The organism is Pedobacter kyungheensis (assembly GCF_000812965.1).
Classification (GTDB): Bacteria; Bacteroidota; Bacteroidia; order Sphingobacteriales; family Sphingobacteriaceae; genus Pedobacter; species Pedobacter kyungheensis.
Window position 1 is genome coordinate 26,932 of sequence record NZ_JSYN01000009.1, and the last position, 20,801, is coordinate 47,732.

At 39.5% G+C, this 20,801-nt stretch carries 19 protein-coding genes; 5 read left to right on the forward strand and 14 right to left on the reverse strand.

Going from position 1 to position 20,801, the window contains the following annotated elements; genetic code table 11:
* Positions 1-90 precede the first annotated feature (90 nt).
* The 6 genes from OC25_RS26845 to OC25_RS27875 all read right to left on the reverse strand — a co-directional run bounded on the left by OC25_RS26845 (position 91) and on the right by OC25_RS27875 (position 5,520).
* Positions 91-645, reverse strand: coding sequence for a peroxiredoxin family protein (locus tag OC25_RS26845; protein ID WP_052266090.1), 555 nt, complete (start codon positions 643-645; stop codon positions 91-93).
* A 57-nt stretch (positions 646-702) separates the two neighbouring features.
* The gene (locus OC25_RS09195; RefSeq protein WP_039474711.1) at positions 703-2,070 is read right to left on the reverse strand and encodes a S41 family peptidase; all 1,368 of its coding nucleotides are present in this window, start codon (positions 2,068-2,070) and stop codon (positions 703-705) included.
* Positions 2,071-2,271: 201 nt separating this feature from the next.
* On the reverse strand, positions 2,272-3,558 hold the full coding sequence (locus OC25_RS09200) for a hypothetical protein (RefSeq protein ID WP_245221949.1): 1,287 nt from the start codon (positions 3,556-3,558) through the stop codon (positions 2,272-2,274).
* A 433-nt stretch (positions 3,559-3,991) separates the two neighbouring features.
* Positions 3,992-4,522, reverse strand: coding sequence for an anti-sigma factor (locus OC25_RS09205; protein WP_039474713.1), 531 nt, complete (start codon positions 4,520-4,522; stop codon positions 3,992-3,994).
* Positions 4,515-5,072, reverse strand: coding sequence for an RNA polymerase sigma factor (locus OC25_RS09210; RefSeq protein WP_039474715.1), 558 nt, complete (start codon positions 5,070-5,072; stop codon positions 4,515-4,517). Before OC25_RS09210 ends, OC25_RS09205 begins: the two co-directional genes overlap by 8 nt.
* Positions 5,073-5,316: 244 nt before the next feature.
* On the reverse strand, positions 5,317-5,520 hold the full coding sequence (locus OC25_RS27875) for a hypothetical protein (RefSeq protein WP_156131440.1): 204 nt from the start codon (positions 5,518-5,520) through the stop codon (positions 5,317-5,319).
* 115 nt (positions 5,521-5,635) lie between these two features.
* Here OC25_RS27875 and OC25_RS09220 point away from each other — a divergent pair, with 115 nt between their 5' ends.
* The gene (locus OC25_RS09220) at positions 5,636-6,040 is read left to right on the forward strand and encodes a nuclear transport factor 2 family protein (protein ID WP_039474720.1); all 405 of its coding nucleotides are present in this window, start codon (positions 5,636-5,638) and stop codon (positions 6,038-6,040) included.
* A gap of 141 nt (positions 6,041-6,181) precedes the next feature.
* The gene (aspS, locus tag OC25_RS09225) at positions 6,182-7,927 is read left to right on the forward strand and encodes an aspartate--tRNA ligase (RefSeq protein ID WP_039474723.1); all 1,746 of its coding nucleotides are present in this window, start codon (positions 6,182-6,184) and stop codon (positions 7,925-7,927) included.
* A 113-nt stretch (positions 7,928-8,040) separates the two neighbouring features.
* On the opposite strand, the gene OC25_RS09230 is transcribed toward aspS, so the two are convergent.
* The 7 genes from OC25_RS09230 to OC25_RS09260 form a co-directional block, all read right to left on the reverse strand.
* Entirely contained in the window at positions 8,041-8,478 is a 438-nt protein-coding gene (locus tag OC25_RS09230; protein WP_039474726.1) for a hypothetical protein, read from the reverse strand.
* Positions 8,465-8,845, reverse strand: coding sequence for a hypothetical protein (locus OC25_RS09235; protein ID WP_039474729.1), 381 nt, complete (start codon positions 8,843-8,845; stop codon positions 8,465-8,467). Before OC25_RS09235 ends, OC25_RS09230 begins: the two co-directional genes overlap by 14 nt.
* A gap of 55 nt (positions 8,846-8,900) precedes the next feature.
* On the reverse strand, positions 8,901-9,167 hold the full coding sequence (locus tag OC25_RS09240) for a YtxH domain-containing protein (protein WP_039474732.1): 267 nt from the start codon (positions 9,165-9,167) through the stop codon (positions 8,901-8,903).
* Positions 9,168-9,240: 73 nt separating this feature from the next.
* Positions 9,241-10,290, reverse strand: a complete 1,050-nt coding sequence (locus OC25_RS09245; RefSeq protein ID WP_039474735.1) for an AI-2E family transporter — start codon at positions 10,288-10,290, stop codon at positions 9,241-9,243.
* 58 nt (positions 10,291-10,348) lie between these two features.
* Entirely contained in the window at positions 10,349-11,761 is a 1,413-nt protein-coding gene (locus OC25_RS09250; protein ID WP_039474738.1) for a sigma-54-dependent transcriptional regulator, read from the reverse strand.
* Between the two features lie 166 nt (positions 11,762-11,927).
* Positions 11,928-12,707: an enoyl-CoA hydratase/isomerase family protein gene (locus OC25_RS09255; RefSeq protein WP_039474740.1), complete on the reverse strand. Its 780-nt coding sequence runs from the start codon at positions 12,705-12,707 to the stop codon at positions 11,928-11,930.
* Between the two features lie 3 nt (positions 12,708-12,710).
* A complete protein-coding gene (locus OC25_RS09260) occupies positions 12,711-13,130 on the reverse strand; it encodes a cobalamin B12-binding domain-containing protein (RefSeq protein WP_039474743.1) in 420 nt (139 codons plus the stop codon).
* A gap of 235 nt (positions 13,131-13,365) precedes the next feature.
* Here OC25_RS09260 and OC25_RS09265 point away from each other — a divergent pair, with 235 nt between their 5' ends.
* Complete coding sequence (locus OC25_RS09265) at positions 13,366-15,024, forward strand: glutamine--tRNA ligase/YqeY domain fusion protein (protein ID WP_039474747.1); 1,659 nt, start codon at positions 13,366-13,368, stop codon at positions 15,022-15,024.
* Between the two features lie 203 nt (positions 15,025-15,227).
* Here OC25_RS09265 and OC25_RS09270 read toward each other — a convergent pair whose 3' ends face one another.
* A complete protein-coding gene (locus OC25_RS09270) occupies positions 15,228-16,064 on the reverse strand; it encodes an N-acetylmuramoyl-L-alanine amidase (RefSeq protein ID WP_039474947.1) in 837 nt (278 codons plus the stop codon).
* Between the two features lie 113 nt (positions 16,065-16,177).
* Between OC25_RS09270 and OC25_RS09275 the strand changes: the two genes are divergently transcribed.
* Entirely contained in the window at positions 16,178-17,857 is a 1,680-nt protein-coding gene (locus OC25_RS09275; RefSeq protein ID WP_039474749.1) for a dipeptidyl-peptidase 3 family protein, read from the forward strand.
* Positions 17,858-18,235: 378 nt separating this feature from the next.
* On the forward strand, positions 18,236-20,677 hold the full coding sequence (locus OC25_RS09280; protein ID WP_039474752.1) for a TonB-dependent receptor domain-containing protein: 2,442 nt from the start codon (positions 18,236-18,238) through the stop codon (positions 20,675-20,677).
* The last annotated feature ends 124 nt before the right edge of the window (positions 20,678-20,801 follow it).

The following is a 20,801-nucleotide window of genomic DNA, read 5'->3' on the forward strand; positions in this document are numbered from 1 at the left end:
TGAGTTTTAACAAAGGTTATGCGCCGGGATTAATTTACCTTACAACTAAGATAAGCATATCTGTTTTATTTACCATTTATTAGGTATAGGCTATTTGCTGTTAGCCTTTTCTACAGCTGCTTTCAGTTTATCTACAAATAAAATCGATTTGGCTTTAAAAGCCGTATCTGTTAAAGAAATATTTGCTGTAGCGTAAATGATCTTTCTATCCGCCCCTACAAGAATGTTAGAAGGAAAGCCGTGGTTGATGTTGAGCTTGCTGATTTCTGCCTTGCTCATCGATACGATTTCATACTCGTAACCATTTCGTTTTTGAAAATGTTTGGCACGAGTGGGCGTATCGTGGGTAATGCCGATAAAGCGCACGCCTTTTTGTCTGTACGCCTTTGCCAGCTTATTCAATTCGGGCATTTCGGCCAAACAGGGCGGACAGTTTTCAAACCAGAAATTAATCACTACGACCTGGTTTTTTAAATTGGCCCGGGTGAAGGATTTTTTGTTGATGGTTAATCCTTTGAAATCAGGTAAACCTTTACCGGTTAAATCTTCGAAAAAAGTTTCCTGAGTAGCCCATTTCACAACAGGTGTTTCCTGTGCGCGAGCCAAACCCGATATCAAAAGCAAAGTAAAAAGGTAAATCCTCATAGAAGGGCTAAAATAGAAAAAGTCCCGCCAAAATTTGCCGGGACTTTAAGGGATTGGTTATTTTATCTTTTTATTGAGGTAATCTATTGCGGTACTCAGCGTAGTATCCTTATTGGCCATAAAATCTTTTACCGTTGGGTTTACTTCTATGTCGGGTTTTACACCATAACCCACAAATTCACGTCCATCTGGGTAAGTATCCTTTTTGGTGCATACTCTGGCACTTCCACCACCCGGAAGATCAAAAAGATAGGGCTGTCCGGTACTTCCAAAAGAGTTTCTGCCAATTTTGGTCATGTGCTTTTGGTTGTCGGCATAAATTAAAAAATCTTCTGCTGCTGAAGCAGTATTATGGCCAATTAATAAGGCTGTAGGTACAACAATCCGTTTTTCTGAAAGCTTATTCTTTAACGGCGCATAATCAAAATGATAAAAATAATTATCCTGAAAGGTAAGCAGGGCTTTTTTGCTCCACTCATTATTAACCGTATCCTTTGGTTTAGTATAATATCCCCAGGCTTTAAAAGCCGAACTGAGTTGGCGGGTAGCATTGCGAGAACCATAAAGTAAGCTGTCGTTGGTTAAATATTTCAAAATATAACTTCCAATACCAGTGCTCCCGCCTCCGTTATTCCTCAAATCAATAATTATGGCTTTGGCTTTATAAAGTTCTGGCAATTTGGCGGTAAAAAGCGAATCTATTTTCTCATCCCCGAAAGAGTTAAGCGCAACGTAGGCTACATTATTGGGGTACCACTTAAAGTCGAGCAAAGCCGATTCTGCAGGAAATGCCGGGAAAACTTCCTTTTCTTCAGTCCGTTTGTGTGTTAAGTTCAGGGTTAAAATTTGTCCCTTTGGTTTTTTAATTTTGATTTCAAACTGGCTGCCCTCAACGCCCTGAAGCAATTTACTGATGCTCCAATCTTTTAAAACATAATCTGTAGAAGAAGAAATGTACGGCGAAACGTGTTCTGCAATGTATTGCGCAGTAGTTTGACCATTTACAGCTATTACTTCGCTCCCAACCGGAATTTCGTCTTTCTTGCTCAGGTTAACCCGGGTAATAATGGCTTTGTCTTCTACATTTTCGATAAAGAAACGATAATCGCCAAACATGGTGTTCATGGGTTCAAAATCTTTTCCGGCAGGCATATAAATGTTGGTGTGCCCATCTTTCAGCATGGCACAAAACCGCTGCATTTCCAGGTAATATTCGTAATCCGTTTTCGTTTCGGGTATAGTGGTAATTAAGGCTTTATAAGTGCTATCCCATTTAACACGATCAACTTTATTTAGGTAAACAAAATTGTAATTTACTTCTTGCCAAAATTTTGAAAGGCCATAAATCTTATCCGCTTTGGTTAATTTGTTTGATTGGGCAAGTACAGTTAAAGGCAATAGAAGGAGTAAAAGAATTTTCTTCATAGTTTGTTTAGTTTAATTTGGATATTTTTTGACTTTCAATTTTTATACCAGTTGAAAAAAGCCTGTTTGCGTTAAACTATGAGCCCTTATGAGCGTTGCAGTGTTCATTATCGAACATTTAATATCCGTTACCGGACAGTAATAAACAAAAAAATCCTGCCGATAACAGACAGGACTATTTTTGTTTAGTTTGGTAAATACTTATTTGAAAGTGATCGATCCGTACTCTGATTTAACGTTTACAGTAGCACTGCCGCCTGAGCCGATTTTGCCCGCATATTTTTTGGTTTCATCATCGTCGCTAACTTTACTGGCCGATACATTTGAGCCATATTTAAAGCCGGCATAGGAAGTAGAAAGATTAAAGTTTGCGTTATATCTGTCGTTAAAGCCAAGTGCAGTACTCACATATTCGCCGGTAAAGGTAAAGTTGCGGCAGGCCGGAGTAATATCGGCTACGCTAAGCTTGTTATACTCCATGTCGATTAATGCATCGCCATTTAATGCGCCCAGGCTTACGTTGGTGTATTCGGTTTTAAGGTTTAGTTTACCTACACTGGCCAGGTTTAAGCTGCCATAGCCTTGTTTAATTACGGTATTTCCTTTTACGCTGTTAATGTCAACCTTAGCGTACTCCGTATTGAGCAATAAGTTGCCGCCAATGTTGCCAACGGTTAAGCCCCCTCCGTATTCTACTTTAATATCGGCCGATTTGCGAATGGTATTTACGTTTACCGCCACGTATTCGGCAGCTAGCTCTAAAGTACCTACGCTACCAATACTTACCGGGCCATTATAGCTATGTTTCACAACAGCGGCGTTGATATCCTGCACGGTACATTTACCATACTGTACATTAATATAGTTATTGGTGTTGCTTAAATTTCCGGCGGTTAAGCTGCCATACTGAACTTTTAAAGAAGTTGGGCCAGCGAAATCGTCCATGTTTACATTCCCGTACTGTTGCATTAGCGTAAGCGGGTTAACTGCGGGCATGTAAATAATATAGGAAATTTTAAGCTCACGACGTTTGGTCACCCCGTTTTTGGTTATCCTGCCCATAAAGTTATTGCCACCGCGGTCGGCAAAATTGGTTTTTATCGATACCACATCGCCTGTTTTATTGGCTTCAATGCTTACTCCATCAATCAGCTTTTGGGCATCACTATCAGAATTGCTGTAAGCTTTAATGTCGATATCAACCTTTACTTCTTTTTTATCCCATGTTTTAATTACGATCGATCCGTATTGGTTGTTGAGATTAACCTTATCGTTATTATCTACACTAAAACTCTTGCTAAAAGATTTTGTGCGTTCTGCATCGCTCCCGTTTTGTGTCTGGATATTGCTTACCATAGCCAGCGTAGTAGATTTTTCGATATTTTCTACAATCGCCTTTTCTGACGGGCTGTTAACTGTTACCTCCTGGGCACTGGCTTTTACGGCTATTAAAGCCATAAAGGCTAAAAGTATTTTTATTGTTTTCATGTTTGTTAATTGTTAAAACATTAAAGGCTTAAACCTGCCGGCTGGTGTAAGCAATTCAATGCGGTGAGCGTTTCCTCCCAAATTCTTTTCCCGAAAGCGAGTAATTTCAATTTTTTGTTTTAGGTTTTTTACCACCTTAGAACACCTAAGCTTTAGTCTTTGGTCTTTCAGCTTTTGGTCTTAATTCCGACTTCTGCTTTTTTTACCACCTTAGACATCTTAGAACACCTAAGCTTTAGTCTTTGGTCTTTCAGCTTTTGGTCTTAATTCCGACTTCTGCTTTTTTTACCACCTTAGACATCTTAGAACACCTAAGCTTTAGTCTTTGGTCTTTCAGCTTTGGTCTTTAATTTCCGACTTCTGCTTTTTTTACCACCTTAGACACCTTAGAACATCTAAGCTTTAGTCTTTTAGCTTTGGTCTTTCCGCTTTTTTAAATCTGATTAACCCTTTTGTAATCGTCAACCTGGTTTATAATTAATAGTTGCTGTTTTAAAAGTTGTAACTGTATTTCGCGGTTTTTTACCATAGCCTTTACCACAAAAGTTTGGTTGGGCGAAGTAGGTAGTTCCGATTTTAATCTTTCGTAATCTTCATCCAGTTTTCTTAAATCGGCAGTAAACTTTTTATACAACTCGGGGTTGGCCGAGGCAAAAATGGCTAAACTGTCTCTCTTTTCGGTAATTAAGCCTGCAAAATGAACCTCTTTTTTGGCATACGAAGCGCTAACATCAGCGATTTCTAGATCGTTGTTTTGTACTCTTGCGGTGTACAGCCAGGCCAAACCAATTACCACTACTATAGCGGCTGCGGCGCTCATCCATAAATACAGCTTTACTGGCTTTTTTTTCTTTTTGTTGTCTAATTCCTTTTCAATTTTGGCCCAAAGCGCTGCCGATGGTTCCATTACATCGAAGGCTTTGCGGTTTTCTTTTACAAAGGTTTCTAATCTGCCATTATTCATCTCTCATCCCTTTCTGTTCTAAAATAATCTTTAACTTCTTTTTGGCACGCATATACTGTGTGCGACTTGTATTTTCACTTATTTTTAAAATGTGTGCAATTTCTTCGTGGTCATACCCTTCCAGCAGGTACAAACTCAACACTACCCTGTAGCCATCCGGCAATTCGGTAATGGCTTTTCTAATTTCTTCGGCCTGTAACTGTACCTCATAGTCATCAAAGCTCACTTCGTCGGGTACCTCCGTTATTTCGTCGGTACTTACAAATTCCATTTTACGCTTGCGCAGATAATTGATTGATTTGTTGATCACAATCTGTTTCAGCCAAAGCCCAAAAGTGGTTTCCTGCCTGAAATCAACAATCCTGGTAAAAGCGTCTAAAAAGGCTTCCTGTAAAACATCTTCAGCCTCTTCCTCATAATTTAAAATGCGCAGTGCCACGTTATACATCGCCTTCGCATACAGTTTGTACAATTCAAACTGTGCAGCGCGGCTTCCCTGCATGCATTCTTTTACTAGTTCGAGGTTTTTATCGATGTATACGGCTTCCAAAATTTTGAATATTCTGATTATAAGACAGTAGAGATTTTAAAACGTTGCATCAAGGTATAAAAAAGTTTAAAAATATGTTAAATCTGTTTTAAGTCTGAGCTAGATTTATGGTCGTAACAATGATCGGCTATCTCCTGAATGCTGCTTTTTTTGTTAGAAAATGAATGCTCCGGCACTTTTGGCCATTTCAGCCCCGCTTTTCTTCCGGCCCGTTTGAAGGAAACTGGCCTCCATTCAATCGGGTTTATTTAACCCGGGCAGCTGCAAAAACCGGAAATTTAGTCAAGACTTTGGGTGTTTTAACACAGGTTTGGGTTAAATAAACCTGACAGGAGCGGGCATCCCGTTCAGGCATATATCGGTATTCATCGGGATAAAGCGGATGGCAGGGCTGCATTGGCCATAGGTACTGACGATCGTTTTCAAAAAATATTAGAAAATGGTGCATTTGGTTGTTTTGGCACAGGTAAGGATAAAAAACAGCTTGCCATGTATTTGTGGAAAAATGCTTGCCTGTTCATCATTAATTTGAAAACCCTGCAACAAAGCCTTAACTTCATGCCATGGAAACCGATTTAATCATTTCAGCAATAAACGAGATACACAAAACCGCCGATCAGGCTTTAATCAACAAAAATGCAGATGCTTATGTTGCCATTCTCGATCATAATTTTGTTTTTACGCCAGCCGGAGGAGTTACCCTGAATAAGCGCGATTATTCTATCGATTTAAGAAAATATTTTAAAAGCATTAAAAGCTTCGAAACCAGTTTCTACCGCATCAAATCAAGTTTCGAAGATGATGTTTTTACCGAAAAAATTGCCCGTAAATCAGTTATCATCCGACCTAATTTGTTGCTCTTTTCTAAAAAACAAACCATCCAAACTGAAGAAATGGTGCATTGGAAAAAGATTAGCGGCGAGTGGAAGGTAATTGCAATCGAAATTGTGTTGGAAGAGAAATATTAAAATTACCCCTAATTTCCTGGTGCACCTGGTGTCTTTGTGGTTAAAAACAATAAATCTAAGGGTACAAAATTTCCTTAAATCTTCTACTCGAAACTTTAAAACAAAATCGGTATTTTTGCCGCTCATTTTAGATTACTATATATGTTAAGAACAGTAACTTGTGGTGCATTAAACCTGAATAATTTAGGCGAAAGTGTAGCCCTATGTGGTTGGGTACAGAAATCGAGAGATTTAGGCGGTATGACTTTTATCGATATCCGCGATCGTTATGGTATTACCCAGTTGGTTTTTAACATGGACGATAATCGTGAGCTTTGCGAGAAAGCGCGTACGCTTGGTCGCGAGTTCGTAATTAAAGCCATTGGTACCGTTGTAGAGCGGAGCAACAAAAACCCTAAAATGCCTACTGGCGATGTGGAGATCAAAATCACGGCATTAGAAATTTTAAACGCGGCTAAATTGCCACCGTTTTTGATTGATGATGAAACTGATGGTGGCGATGAGCTGCGCATGAAATACCGTTACCTGGATTTACGTCGTAACCCGGTGCGTAATAACCTGGTATTGCGCCATAAAATGGCACAATCGGTACGCCGTTACTTAGATGCTTTAGATTTTATCGAGGTAGAAACCCCGGTTTTAATTAAATCTACACCAGAAGGTGCGCGAGATTTCGTTGTGCCTAGCCGCATGAACGAAGGCGAATTTTATGCTTTACCTCAATCGCCGCAAACCTTTAAGCAATTGCTGATGGTTTCTGGTTTCGACCGTTATTTCCAGATTGTAAAATGTTTCAGGGATGAAGATTTACGCGCCGATCGCCAGCCTGAGTTTACGCAGATTGACTGCGAAATGTCGTTCATTGAACAAGAAGACATATTAAATACTTTCGAAGGATTAATCCGTACTTTATTTAAAGAAGTACGCAATTACGATTTACCTGAAGTGCCGCGCATGCAGTATGCAGATGCCATGCGTTTATACGGATCTGATAAACCGGATACCCGCTTTGACATGCAGTTTGTAGAACTGAATGATTTGGTTAAAGGTAAAGGTTTCCCGGTTTTTGATAACGCCGAACTGGTAGTGGGTATCAATGCCAAAGGGGCAGCAAGCTATACGCGCAAGCAGTTAGATGAGTTAACAGATTTCATCAAACGCCCGCAAATTGGTGCAACGGGATTAATTTATGCCCGCCACAATGATGATGGAACCATCAAATCATCAGTTGATAAGTTCTTTAACGAAGAAGACCTTAAACAGTGGAGCGAAGCCTTTGCAACTGAAAAAGGCGATTTATTGTTAATTCTAGCAGGCTCTACCGATAAAGTACGCAAGCAGTTAAACGAACTTCGTTTAGAAATGGGTAACCGTTTAGGTTTACGCGATAAAAATACTTTCTCTGCCCTTTGGGTGTTGGATTTTCCACTTTTGGAGTGGGATGAAGAAACTGAACGTTACCATGCTATGCACCATCCGTTCACTTCGCCAAAACCAGAAGATATTGCCTTGCTAGATACTAAACCAGGCGAAGTACGTGCCAATGCCTACGATATGGTAATTAACGGTACCGAAGTTGGTGGTGGCTCTATCCGGATCCACGACCGCGAATTACAGGCTTTAATGTTTAAACATTTAGGCTTCAGCGCCGAAGAAGCTCAAAAACAATTTGGTTTCTTAATGGATGCTTTTGAGTTTGGTGCACCTCCGCATGGTGGTATTGCTTTCGGATTTGACCGTTTAACTTCAATTTTTGCAGGCTTGGATTCCATCCGCGATGTAATTGCTTTCCCTAAAAATAATTCGGGTAGAGATGTAATGATCGACAGTCCGAGTACTATTGATGAGAAGCAACTGAAAGAGCTGAAAATTAAAACAGATTTATAACAAGATTCGTCATAAATTCAGGGTGACGATTATAGCAAAAAGCCTCAGGATTTTAAATCTTGAGGCTTTTCTGTTAAAGTTCTGTGCACTTTGTATACTAATGAACCATTGAACTAATACGTTTCACTATCCGGCGGGATGCCGTAATCAACAAACTTCTTATCTTTTTTCTCTTTCTTTTTACCGAACCAGCCTTTTACCGAATTAAAAATGGCCGAAAGGTGCTCAGCATCAAGCGATTTGCCGAGTTTGCCCGATACTAAACCAACAGCGGCTTTGGTTAAAAAACCTGCGCCTCTGAAAATGGTTTTGTTCATAATCATCGGTAAAAGCAAAGACATGGCTGTACTGCTGATATTCAGTTTCTCATCGGCTTTAAACAAATTGCTGGGCGTAGCATATCTTTTAATCAGCGCACCTAAGGTAAACTGATGAAAGTATGCTTTAGCATCTGTTTTAAGCATGTTTTGTTTCAGGGTATACTCTACTTTCAGCTCCAGCTTTTTAGCCTGCAAATCTTCGAGGTTTCTGATGGTTTTATAGCTTCTCATCGCCGTCCTCCTTATCTGCCAGTTTATCAAAATACTTTCTAATGGCAATGTTTATAATTGCTTTTTCGATGTATTTATCTTTGGTAAAATATACAACTACTGCAATTAAAATGTAAAGCAGCGATACACAGCCAAAACCGGCTGCATAGTTGTTTAAAACATCGCCCAGGTAAAGCCCAAGTGTAACAGAACCGAATAAAAAGGCCAATACAAAGCATACGATAACGGTCGTGCTCGTTACCAGATCTGCAAAAACCTTCGATATTTTTTCCAGAAGATATAGCCTGGTGTATTCTACCCGGGCTTCCAAAAAGCCTTTGGCATCATCCACCAGATCTTCAATACTTTTTTCTTTATTTTCCTGCATAATTCAGATGAGATTTAACTGGGGCAAATGCCCGGGCTATGCCTGTTGTTATTGCTTAAGCGTGCTCTACGTCGTCGCTGTATTCTTCTTCTACACTTCTTAATTTGGTTTTGATAGAGCTTACCACTTTATCTTTCAGGCTCGCCAGATTGTTAATTTCATCAGCAGCTTTATCTTTAATAGAATCGCCCAGGTCTTTTAACGACTGGCTTAGTTTATCGCGGGTTTCTTCGCCTTTATCTGGTGCAAATAAAATGCCTAATGCAGCACCTGCAGCCAATCCTGCTAAAAGCGCAACTACAACTTTTGAGTTATCATTCATAATTAATCTATTTTAAGGGTTAACAATTAAGTTCAATATAAAACTACTACATTATTTTATTGTTAAGCTATATTTATAACTCCATATGCTCATTATTTGTTTTAATTCTTTCCAATCTCTCTGAAGCAAGCGTACTGGTTTCGTAAATTTTAACGAGCAATATAAAATATGACAGCAGCAAAGGGCCGAAAACCAGACCCAATATACCGAATAAAGGGATACCAATAATTACGCCAATTACTGTAATTATGGGATGAATATTGCCAATTTTTTTTGCGATAATAAACCTCAGTACGTTATCGATGTTGATAATGACCACAAAGCCAAAAACAAGCATTGCCCATCCTGCAAAATTATTTCCGTTTGCAATCTGTAATATGGCTGCGGGTACAAATATAACCGGAGGCCCTAAAACCGGCACAAATGATATAAAGGTGGTTATTATGCCCCAAAACAAGGGGTCTTTGTAACCTAAAACCAGAAATGAAAGGCTTACCAGCGAGCCTTGAACGAGGCAAATTAAGCCCTGGCCCAAAACGTTGGCATAGGTGGTATTTCTCATTTCATCGCCAAAGCGGAGGGCATTTTGTTCTCTGAAGGGTGCATATTTAATTAACGAAAACTCAAATTTTTTCCGCTCAATAAGCATAAAGTAGAGTAAAAAGTACATTACCAGCAGGCTTAAAATAATATTTACTGCACTGGAAATCAACGACGGAAATAATTGTGTGGCCCAGTTACCCAGTCGGTTCATCCCTTCCTGAATCAGATCCTGGTTAATTTTTACAGGTATGAGATGCTGTAGTTTAACCAGCAGGTTTTTAAAAAAGATTTCGTTGTTTCTCAGCTCAGAAATTTTGCTGATAACCATACTGCTTAAAGCATAAAAAGGCAGTACAATTAAAATGATGCTAATGGCAATGAGTAGTATAGCAACCAGCCTTCTGTTCCACCCTTTCTGCTCGGCCAGGTGAATGTATGCGGGCCGCATAATAGTGTAAAGTACCAGCGTGCTTAATATGGCACTAAAAATACTTTGTAACGAATAGGCAATTAATATCCCAAGGGCAATAATAATAACAAGGTTAATATTGTTCCGTTGCTTATAAGAGAATACTGACATAATTTAAATGCTTGGTATTCTTTAAATGCGAAATTGGCAGGTTTTGTTTTACCTGATTTTAATTTAGTTCGTTAAGATTAATACCCGTTATTTTGTTGTAAAGTGTTTTTCTGTCGATATTCAGAATCTTTGCAGCCTTGCTCTTGTTAAAGTTGACCTGTTTTAAAACGGTTAAAATGGTTGTAAGCTCGGCATCTAGCCTTGCGTTTCGCAAAGTTGCTTTTTTCGAACCTGGTTTAGATTTTGCCTGCTGTGCAGGTGTGTTTTTTGCTTCTTTAGCCGCGATGAGCTGCTGAGGCAGGACCGCTAAAGGAATAATGCTTCCGTCTGTGAGCAGGCTTACTCTCCTGATAACATTTTTAAGTTCGCGGATATTACCCGGCCAGCTATAGTTCATGAAACAGGTTTTTACTTCTTCAGAAAATCCTTTAAGATTTTTGTTAAGCTCCCTGTTTGTAATGGTTAAAAAATGTTTGGCGAAGGTTAGGATATCTTTGCCACGGTTTTTTAATGAAGGTACATGTATTGCGAATTCGTTAAACCGGTGGTATAAATCCTCTCTGAACGTTCCTTTCTGAATATTCTGGATCAGGTTTTCATTGGTTGCCACAATCAACCTGATGTTTAAATCGATTTCTTTAGTGCTGCCAATGCGTTTTAATTTTCGCTCCTGAACAGCCCTGAGCAAAATGGCCTGTATTTCGTAAGATAAGTTGCCAATTTCATCCAGAAACAGGGTGCCGCCATTGGCTTCTTCAAAGTGACCAATTTTGGTAGCCAGGGCACCTGTAAATGATCCTTTTTCGTGCCCGAAGAATTCGCTTGCCGCCAGCTCTGTTGATAAAGCTCCGCAATCCATTACTACAAAGGGTTTATCTTTGCGCGGACTGTTTAAATGAATGGCCTTGGCTACGCATTCTTTTCCGGTGCCGCTTTTACCGGTTAAAATAATCGAATAATCTGTCGGGGCAATAAGTTTTATTTGTTTAACCAATGCCCTGGAAGCTTCGCTTTTGCCATCAACATATTCGGGATGGTTTAAGAAATTGTCGCCAGAACGATCCTTGTTTTTTTGAGGAGTGGCGTTTTTGTGTTCGGAAATTGATTGCTGAGCCGCCAATGCCTTATTAATGGTGATTAATATTTCGTCGGGGTATAAGGGTTTTGCAATATAATCGTAAGCACCCAATTTAATTAACTCAACAGCAAGTCGGATATCAGAATAACCGGTAATAATGATTACGCTTGTGCCCGGATAATTTTCTTTTATTTTGATTAAAATTTCTTTTCCGTCAGTATCATCCAGCCGGTAATCACACAATACCAAATCGAAGGCCTGCTCGTTTAAAACAGACAAAGCCGCAGTACCGGACGTAGTGCTGGCAACTTCAAAACCGTTTTTGGTTAAAAATGTTGAAAGCAATAGTCCAATATTTATCTCATCATCAATTATAAGTATTCTCTTTTTCATTAATAGCACCTTTTTATGCTAAAATGAACTTCAGCAAATTAATTCTTAATTATCGGAGCGGTTCAGATTAACAATTTAGATCGCACATAATTACTTAAAAAAATTGAATTGGAAAAACTTTTGCAACATTTTTGTTATATTCAGATCGAATTAATACTACAGTGGGCTATTTGCCCTTAAAAATGGCCTTTCTTTTTTCTACAAATGCAGCTACTCCCTCTTTAAAGTCGGCTGTTTCAAAGCATTTTCCAAAAGCCTCGATCTCTGTTGCATAGCCGTTGTGGTTGTTTACGGCTGCAATAACCGATTTAATGGCGGCCGAAACTGCAAGTGGTGCGCGTTGCTTTACTAAGTTTAATATTTCTTCGGCTTTTGAAATTAGATCGGCCTGTGGCACAACGTGATTTACCAGTCCAAAAGCTAAAGCATCGGCAGCGGTAATCATATTGGCTGTCGTAATCATTTCTATAGCCTTGCCCTTTCCAACCAGTTGTGTAAGGCGCTGTGTGCCTCCATATCCCGGTATCAATCCTAAAGTAACTTCTGGCAATCCTAACCTGGCATTATCTGCGGCAATACGCATGTGACAGGCCATAGCCAGTTCTAAACCTCCGCCCAGTGCAAAGCCATTAATGGCTGCTATAAAAGGTTTGGTGGCATTTTCAATAGCATCGAATACCTGCTCCTGACCGCGTTTTGCCAGTTCTTTGCCCTGTTTGCCATTGTAATCGGCAAACTCTTTGATGTCGGCACCTGCTACAAATGCCTTTTCGCCAGCACCGGTAATAATCACCCCCCTCACTTCATCGGTTTTATTGGCAAAGGCAACCACATCGGCCAGCTCGGCCAACGTATCTTTATTTAAGGCATTTAGTGCTTTTTCGCGGTTAATGGTAAGGTATAAAATGTGCTCTTTTACTTCTGATATTAAATTCTGGTATGCCATAGCTTAAAAATTTCTGTTTTCTGTAACCCAATCCTGAATATATGCTACAATGCTGGCCATTGTAGTACCCGGTGGAAATAATGAACCAACGCCCATTTCCGCCAGTTTTAAACGGTCCGCTTCCGGAATAATGCCTCCACCTGTTAACAATACATCATCTAATTGTTTTGCTTTCATCAGCTGGATAATTTTTGGAAAGACGGTCATGTGTGCACCCGAGAGGATCGAAATACCAATGGCATCAACATCTTCCTGCAAGGCCGTATTCACTACCATTTCGGGCGTTTGGCGTAAGCCGGTGTAAATTACCTCCATACCGGCATCGCGCAATGATGTGGCAATTACTTTAGCTCCCCTGTCGTGGCCATCTAATCCAACTTTAGCCACTAAAACACGTATTGGCCGGTTTAATGCTTTGCTCATAATGAATATTAAGTTAAGGTAAATGTATTGATTTTATTAACTAATAGAGAAACAGGCGTTAAAGATTATAGTTGATGTTAATCTCTATTGCGATTAACAGGAGATTGCATCAGCATTTATCAGCTATTAATGAAATTCTATTAAACACAATATTAACTGTGTGCTAATAAACCGTTAATCATTGTATAAATACGCTCAATCTTTTTACATTTGCATTCCTAATTTACAGGTTTTTATGAGTGAAGAGAAGTCATTGAACTTTATTGAAGAAATTGTTGAGAACGACTTAAATAGTGGTAAGTATGAAACCCTGGTTACGCGTTTCCCGCCCGAACCAAATGGTTATTTACACATCGGCCACGCGAAAGCGATATGCTTAAATTTCGGACTAACACAAAAATACGGCGGGTACACCAACCTGCGTTTTGATGATACCAATCCGGTTACGGAAAAAACAGAATACGTAAACAGCCAGCAGGAAGACATTAAATGGCTGGGTTTTAACTGGAAAAACGAACTATATGCATCAGATTATTTTGATGAATTATATGGTTTTGCGGTAAAGCTAATAGAAAAAGGCCTTGCCTATGTGGATGAAAGCACCGCAGATGAAATTGCTGCTTTAAAAGGTACACCAACTGAGCCCGGACAAGATAGTCCATACCGCAACCGCAGTGTGGAAGAAAACCTGTCTGTTTTTACAAAAATGAAAGATGGCGAGTTTGCTGACGGTACTTATATTTTAAGGGCAAAAATTGATATGGCCAGCCCGAATATGTTAATGCGAGACCCGATTATTTACCGCATTAAACATGCCGAGCACCACCGTACCGGTAATAAATGGTGCATTTACCCGATGTACGATTTTGCACATGGCCAGAGTGATAGTATTGAAAATATTACCCATTCGATTTGTACACTGGAGTATGTTTCGCACCGCGAATTGTACGATTGGTTTATCGAAAAATTAGAAATTTTCCCTTCTAAACAATATGAGTTTGCACGCCTAAACCTTACCTCAACGGTAATGAGTAAGCGTAAGCTGCTGCAATTGGTAAACGAAAAACTGGTGAGTGGCTGGGATGATCCGCGCATGCCTACTATTTCGGGTTTACGCAGGAGAGGTTTTACACCAAAGAGTATCCGTGAGTTTTGCGAACGTATTGGTATTGCCAAACGCGAAAATCTGATTGAGCTAAGCTTACTGGAGTTCTGTATCCGCGAAGATCTGAATAAGAGCGCTAACCGCGTTATGGCTGTTTTAGATCCGATTAAACTGGTTATTACCAATTATCCGGAAGGGCAATCAGAAGATTTAATTGGCGAAAACAACCCTGAAGCAGAAGATGGAGGCGGTACACGCGTAATTCCTTTCAGCAATGAACTTTGGATTGAGCGCGAAGATTTTATGGAAGTACCGGCTAAAAAATGGTTCCGCCTGGCGCCGGGTGCTATGGTACGCTTAAAATTCGCTTACATTGTAAAATGTGAGGATTTTGTGAAAGATGAAAACGGAAATGTAACCGAAATCCGTTGTACTTATATTCCCGAATCTAAAAGCGGAAACGATACCAGCGGCATAAACGTGAAAGGTACCATACATTGGGTAAGTGCACAACATGCCAAAACGGCTGAGATCCGTTTGTATGAGCGTTTGTTTACTTCAGAAACACCAGATGCAGAAGAAGGCGACTTTAAAGATTATTTAAATCCTGAAAGCTTAACGGTATTGCCAAATGTTTACATCGAGCCGGCTTTGGCCGATGCTGATTTAGAAAGCCGCTATCAGTTTATCCGTAAAGGTTATTTCTGTCTGGATAAAGATTCGACTGCTGATAAATTGGTTTTCAACAGAACGGTAACGCTAAAAGATACGTTTAAGAAACCGAATTAATCGTTTTTTAACCACAGATAGGCACGGATGAACACAGGTTTATCCGTGCTTTTTTTGTTTTAAACCGTTAATATTACTGCTTTTATTTAACCGCAAAGCACACAGAGATAATCGCAAAGAGCACAAAGTATTCGCGCCCAAACCTCCGACCTCCGTCTCCCGACTTTCTGACTTATTTTCGCCAACCGCTCTACACCAGTCGCTTAATACTTCGTATACACATTGTACAACACCAGAATATCAACCGGGGTTAGTGTTGGTGTAATATCGCTTTGGATAAAATGAATTTTGAATGCTGTAATTGCAGCAGGCAGATTGCTGGTATCGTAACCGATATATTTTAAAGCCATTTCGGTGTTAAAATCGGCAGGAGGGTTTTTCAGCACATCATCATACCAGTAGCCAAAACCTTTATCTGCCAGTTTTTTCCAGGGGAAATTTTTAGGGTCGTTTTTACGTTTTGGGGCAATATCGGCATGGCCAATAAAATTGGCTGTTGGGATATTGTAGGTTTTCTTTAATGTAGCCAATAGTTTAAGCAGGCTATTAATTTGCGCATCAGGCCAGGGGTCGGTTAAGCCGTTGTTATCCAGTTCAATACCGATAGATGACGAGTTGAGGTCGGTATCTTTCCCCCATTTGCTTATACCGGCATGGTTGGCGCGTAAATAGTCGTTTACCATGTGCACCACTTTGCCATCGCGACTAACTACATAATGTGCGCTGGTACCGGCTTTGGTAGAAAAAAAAGTTTTAACCGTTTGTGCCAAACTATCCTGCGCGGTATGGTGTATCACTACAAAATTGGGTTTACGTATCCCAAAATTTACAGAACCAATCCATTGCTGGTTTGTTGCATTTAGAGAATCATACAGTTGCCCGGTTGGAGGTACAGTACCTATAATTTCTGCAAAACCTTTGGCTTTATCCTTGTAGATTTTCTCGGTGGCGGCATACTTACTGGTGGTACACGAAGCCAGCACCATTGTTAGTGAAAAAGCAGTTAATAAAGCGGTTTTGTATAAATCAGAAAGCAGCATGGGCATATTGATTAAAAGAATGAAGTTACAAAGTTAGGCTAAACTTCGTCCAATGCATCAAACTTTATACAAAGCTTTTAAAAATTATTAATTTAGCGCCGATATACTTTAATATGAAGAATTTATACAAATCAACAATACTTTTGCCGGCAATGGCTGTTTCTTTGGCGATGTTAGCTGCTTGCGGTGGCGACTCTAAACCTGCTGACGATAAAAACGGAGCAGTTCAGAAAGACAGCCTGATTAGTTATGTGGCCGATCGTTTGCCAATTTACGAAAAGGTAAAACTTACCACTAATATTAACCAGTTAAGTGTTAACGACCGTAAAATTTTACCTCTTTTGATCCAGGCGGCAGAAATTATGGATGAGTTGTACTGGAAACAGGTGTATCCGCAACGCGACAGCCTTTTGGCTACCATTAAAGATGAAAAAACGCGCGATTTTGTAAACATCAATTATGGTCCATGGGACAGGCTCAATAACGATAAGCCTTTTGTTCAGGGAGTAGGAGCAAAACCTGAAGGTGCAACATTTTATCCTTACGGCATTACCAAAGATGCGGTAGAAAAATCTGATCTGGCCGATAAATTTGGTGCCTATTCTGTAATCAGGAAAGATAGCACAGGCAAATTATCAACAGTACCTTACCATATTTTATTTGCTGCAGAGCTACAAAAAGCAAGTTCGTTACTAAAACAGGCCGCTTTAATTGCAGAAGATGCCGGTTTAAAGAAATATTTAAATTTAAGGGCTGATGCATTGGTAACCGATAATTTTACAGCGAGTGATTATGCCTGGCTGGATATGAAAACCAATGGTTTGGATATCATTATTGGCCCGATTGAAAATTACGAAGATAAACTTTTTAATGCCCGCACCAGTTACGAGGCTTATGTTTTAATTAAGGATAAAGAATGGAGCAAACGTTTGGCCAAGTACGTAAAAATGCTGCCCGAACTGCAGAAAAACTTACCGGTTGACGCTAAATATAAAGCCGAAACACCAGGAACCGATTCAGAATTGAATGCTTATGATGTAGTATACTACGCAGGTGATTGTAATGCGGGATCGAAAACAATTGCGGTTAACCTGCCTAACGATGAAAAAATACAACAGGAAAAAGGTACCCGCCGCTCGCAGCTAAAAAATGCGATGCAGGCCAAATTCGATAAAATTCTGGTTCCCATTTCGAAAGAACTGATTGATGCCGAACAACAGCAATACATTAAGTTCGATGCCTTTTTTGCCAACGTAATGTTTCATGAAGTAGCCCATGGCTTAGGCATTAAGAAAACCATTACAGGAAAAGGTTTTGTGCGTGCTGCTTTAAAAGAACAGTACAGCTGGCTTGAAGAAGGTAAAGCCGATATTTTAGGATTGTATATGGTAACAGGCTTGCTTAAAAAGGGCGAATTACAGGGCGATATAAAAGATTATTATACCACATTTATGGCCGGTATTTTACGTTCTGTTCGCTTTGGCGTTTCAGAAGCACACGGAAAAGCCAATATGCAATGCTTCAATTACTTTCAGGAGAAAGGCGCTTTTGAGCGTACGCCAAAAGGTACCTACAAAGTAAACTTCGATAAATTTGCATCGGCCATGAACGAGCTAAGTGCTTTCATCATTACGCTTCAGGGCAATGGCGATAAAGCTGCCGTAGAAAAAGCACAAAAAGAGAAAGCCATTATCCACCCTGAATTGCAAACAGACCTTGATCGTTTAACCAAAAAGAATATCCCTGTTGATGTAATTTTTGAACAAGGTGTTGATGTGTTGGGTGTAAAATAGTACTTCCTGATTCAGGAATTTAAAGCCACAGGGCAGCAGGTATTTAACTTGTTGAGCTGTGGCTTTTTCTTTTCAGAAATAACTACTGTAAACAGATCGTTGGCTTACGGGTTAATTGTTTAAACTGGTTAATCGGTTAATTGACTAATTTTCTGCCACTGACCTGGAACAATGAAAGCTCAGCTCCAAACTAATACGCCCAAATTTTTAAATTTCCTGTAACCTTTTCAAAAAACGGTCGTCTTACCCATAACAAGATCATGGAAACCTTTCGTTTCCGAACTAAACTTTAAAATAACAGCAATAAATGGAAAACGCCTATTACAGGTGTTATGGAAATTTTTTTGCCCGAATTTTTTAGCACATTAAACCAAACCGATGAAAAATTTATACAAAATAGCGCTTATAATAACCCTTTTTTTTGCAACTACGCAGGTTTTTGCCCAAAATACGCCCAAACCCAACATTAGTGGGGTAATTTTAGATGAGCATGATAAACCAGCCGATTATGTAACTGTAGTTCTTTTCAAAGCGACCGATTCAAGTATTGTAAAAACTGCTTTTACCGATCCAAATGGCTCGTTTGGATTTATTGTAGCAGGCAAAGGAACCTACTTTTACAAAGCCAGTAACATGGGCTATAAAACCCTTAAAAGCAAAATCATTACGGTAACTGAAGACAACCAGAAAATAGATTTTGGCACAGCTAAACTGGTGGCTACTGCACAGAACTTAAAAGACGTAAATGTGGCTGTTACCAAACCACTGATTGAAAGAAAGATGGATAAAATTGTGATGAATGTTTCTAACAGTTCAATCATGACGGGTTCATCAGCCTTAGAGGTTTTACAGAAAGCACCGGGCGTAACAGTTGATCAGAACGATAAAATTTCGATGATGGGCAAACAAGGCGTGCTGATTCAGCTGGATGGAAAACAAACCTACATGAGCAGTGCTGATGTGGCCAACCTTTTGCGGAATATGCAGAGCTCTGATATAGAAAGTATTGAGCTGATTACCAATCCATCATCAAAATATGATGCTTCAGGTAATTCGGGTATTATTAACATCAAAACTAAAAAAAATAAAAACGGCGGAACAAACGGCAGCGTAAATGGCTCGCTAGGTTACGGCAAAAACCTGAGGGGAAATGCGGGTATAAACTTAAATCACCGCACACAAAAGCTTAATCTTTTTGGAAATTATAATTACGGTAAGTTTGAGCGCGATAACCTGATCGCTATAGACAGGATTTCGAACGGAACACCTGATACCTACTTTATGCAGGTTGGCGAGAGCAACAGAAAACAATACAACAACAACTTCAAAGCAGGTTTAGATTATTTTATCGATAAAAAAAATACCATTGGGGTTTTGGTAAATGGTTATTTTAATCATGGTACCGAAGCTGCTGTTAACAATACTTTAATTGGTCCATCTTTTCAAAAAATCGATTCTACATTGATTTCGAATAGCCTGCAAACCAACAAATACAATAACATTTCCTATAATTTAAACTATAAATCGGTTTTGGATACTGCAGGATCAGAAATTTCGGCCGATGTAGATTATTCGCGCTACAACGGCAACGATGGTTCTGATTATGCCAACGACTATCTTTTTGCCAATGGCAGCCGCATTCGTCCGATTAATTACATCCGCAACAATACACCTTCTATTATTGATATTAAAGCTTTTAAAGTAGATTATAACGTGTCGTTAAGTAAAACGGTTAAGCTCGAAGCGGGAGTTAAAAGCAGCTGGGTAAAAACCGATAACGATTTGCAGGCCGAAGAATTTGTAAATAACAACTGGCAAAATGATGTGCGTCGCAGTAATCAGTTTGTTTACGATGAAAATGTTAATGCGGCTTATACCAATGTGAACAAGCAATTTAAAAATACCAGTGTACAAATTGGTTTAAGGATGGAGCAGACCAATTCGAAGGGAAACTTAATTACAACTAATACTGTGGTTAAACGGAGTTACTGGGATTTCTTCCCGACTTTGTTTGTGCAACAAAATCTTTCCAAAAATAACCAGTTGGGTTTCTCGTACAGCAGAAGGATCGATCGCCCGAGTTATGATGCTTTAAATCCGTTTATTTATTATTTAGATCAGTATACCTATAATAAAGGTAACCCCTTTCTGAACCCACAATACACGCATAATTTTGAGCTGAGTTATACCCTTTTGCAAAAATATATGCTTACGCTGGGTTACAGTAGGGTTAATGACGTAATTGCGGAAGTGATTTTGCCAGATGAAGCACAAAAAGCGCTATATCAAACTAATGCCAACATCGCTACCAATATCAGTTACAGCGCTAACTTAAATGTACCTGTTCAAATTACCAAATGGTGGCAAACCAATAACAACTTAAATGTTTTTTACCTGAGCTTTGAATCGCCAAATTTAGCAGGTAGGGCATTGAAAACCGGAAAAACATCTTTCCAGTTTAAATCGCAACAAACCTTTACCATCGTAAATGGCTTTACAGCCGAGCTGAACGGGAATTACGAATCGCCGCTTGATTATGGTACCCTTAGTTTAAAGGCCCGCTATTCTATCGATGCAGGTTTGAGCAAAACACTGTTTAACAAAAAAGCAAGTTTAAAGCTGGCGTTGTCGGATGTGTTTAATATGTCTGAAAATAATTTATCAAGCGCGTACCCTGGCTTAACCTACACCGTACATCAAAAAAATGAAACCCGTGTTGGCCGGATCAGTTTTACTTATCGTTTTGGTAAAAACGAAATCAAACCTGCCCGTCGCCGTTCTACAGGTACTGAATCGGAGCAGGGAAGGATGAAAAATTAACACATCTGTTTTGAAAAAAGGATAGTATTGGGGGTTTAACATTTTTTAGAATCATGTATCCCAAAAATAAACGCCGCTCATTTTCGTGGGCGGCGTTTATTTTTATATCGAATATAAGGTTATT

What these genes read in the sequence shown, in the direction of transcription:
- OC25_RS26845 (WP_052266090.1), bottom strand. Translation starts at nt 645, where the DNA reads ATGAGGATTTACCTTTTTACTTTGCTTTTGATATCGGGTTTGGCTCGC.
- OC25_RS09195 (WP_039474711.1), bottom strand. Translation starts at nt 2,070, where the DNA reads ATGAAGAAAATTCTTTTACTCCTTCTATTGCCTTTAACTGTACTTGCC.
- OC25_RS09200 (WP_245221949.1), bottom strand. Translation starts at nt 3,558, where the DNA reads ATGAAAACAATAAAAATACTTTTAGCCTTTATGGCTTTAATAGCCGTA.
- OC25_RS09205 (WP_039474713.1), bottom strand. Translation starts at nt 4,522, where the DNA reads ATGAATAATGGCAGATTAGAAACCTTTGTAAAAGAAAACCGCAAAGCC.
- OC25_RS27875 (WP_156131440.1), bottom strand. Translation starts at nt 5,520, where the DNA reads ATGCACCATTTTCTAATATTTTTTGAAAACGATCGTCAGTACCTATGG.
- OC25_RS09220 (WP_039474720.1), top strand. Translation starts at nt 5,636, where the DNA reads ATGGAAACCGATTTAATCATTTCAGCAATAAACGAGATACACAAAACC.
- aspS (WP_039474723.1), top strand. Translation starts at nt 6,182, where the DNA reads ATGTTAAGAACAGTAACTTGTGGTGCATTAAACCTGAATAATTTAGGC.
- OC25_RS09230 (WP_039474726.1), bottom strand. Translation starts at nt 8,478, where the DNA reads ATGAGAAGCTATAAAACCATCAGAAACCTCGAAGATTTGCAGGCTAAA.
- OC25_RS09235 (WP_039474729.1), bottom strand. Translation starts at nt 8,845, where the DNA reads ATGCAGGAAAATAAAGAAAAAAGTATTGAAGATCTGGTGGATGATGCC.
- OC25_RS09240 (WP_039474732.1), bottom strand. Translation starts at nt 9,167, where the DNA reads ATGAATGATAACTCAAAAGTTGTAGTTGCGCTTTTAGCAGGATTGGCT.
- OC25_RS09245 (WP_039474735.1), bottom strand. Translation starts at nt 10,290, where the DNA reads ATGTCAGTATTCTCTTATAAGCAACGGAACAATATTAACCTTGTTATT.
- OC25_RS09250 (WP_039474738.1), bottom strand. Translation starts at nt 11,761, where the DNA reads ATGAAAAAGAGAATACTTATAATTGATGATGAGATAAATATTGGACTA.
- OC25_RS09255 (WP_039474740.1), bottom strand. Translation starts at nt 12,707, where the DNA reads ATGGCATACCAGAATTTAATATCAGAAGTAAAAGAGCACATTTTATAC.
- OC25_RS09260 (WP_039474743.1), bottom strand. Translation starts at nt 13,130, where the DNA reads ATGAGCAAAGCATTAAACCGGCCAATACGTGTTTTAGTGGCTAAAGTT.
- OC25_RS09265 (WP_039474747.1), top strand. Translation starts at nt 13,366, where the DNA reads ATGAGTGAAGAGAAGTCATTGAACTTTATTGAAGAAATTGTTGAGAAC.
- OC25_RS09270 (WP_039474947.1), bottom strand. Translation starts at nt 16,064, where the DNA reads ATGCTGCTTTCTGATTTATACAAAACCGCTTTATTAACTGCTTTTTCA.
- OC25_RS09275 (WP_039474749.1), top strand. Translation starts at nt 16,178, where the DNA reads ATGAAGAATTTATACAAATCAACAATACTTTTGCCGGCAATGGCTGTT.
- OC25_RS09280 (WP_039474752.1), top strand. Translation starts at nt 18,236, where the DNA reads ATGAAAAATTTATACAAAATAGCGCTTATAATAACCCTTTTTTTTGCA.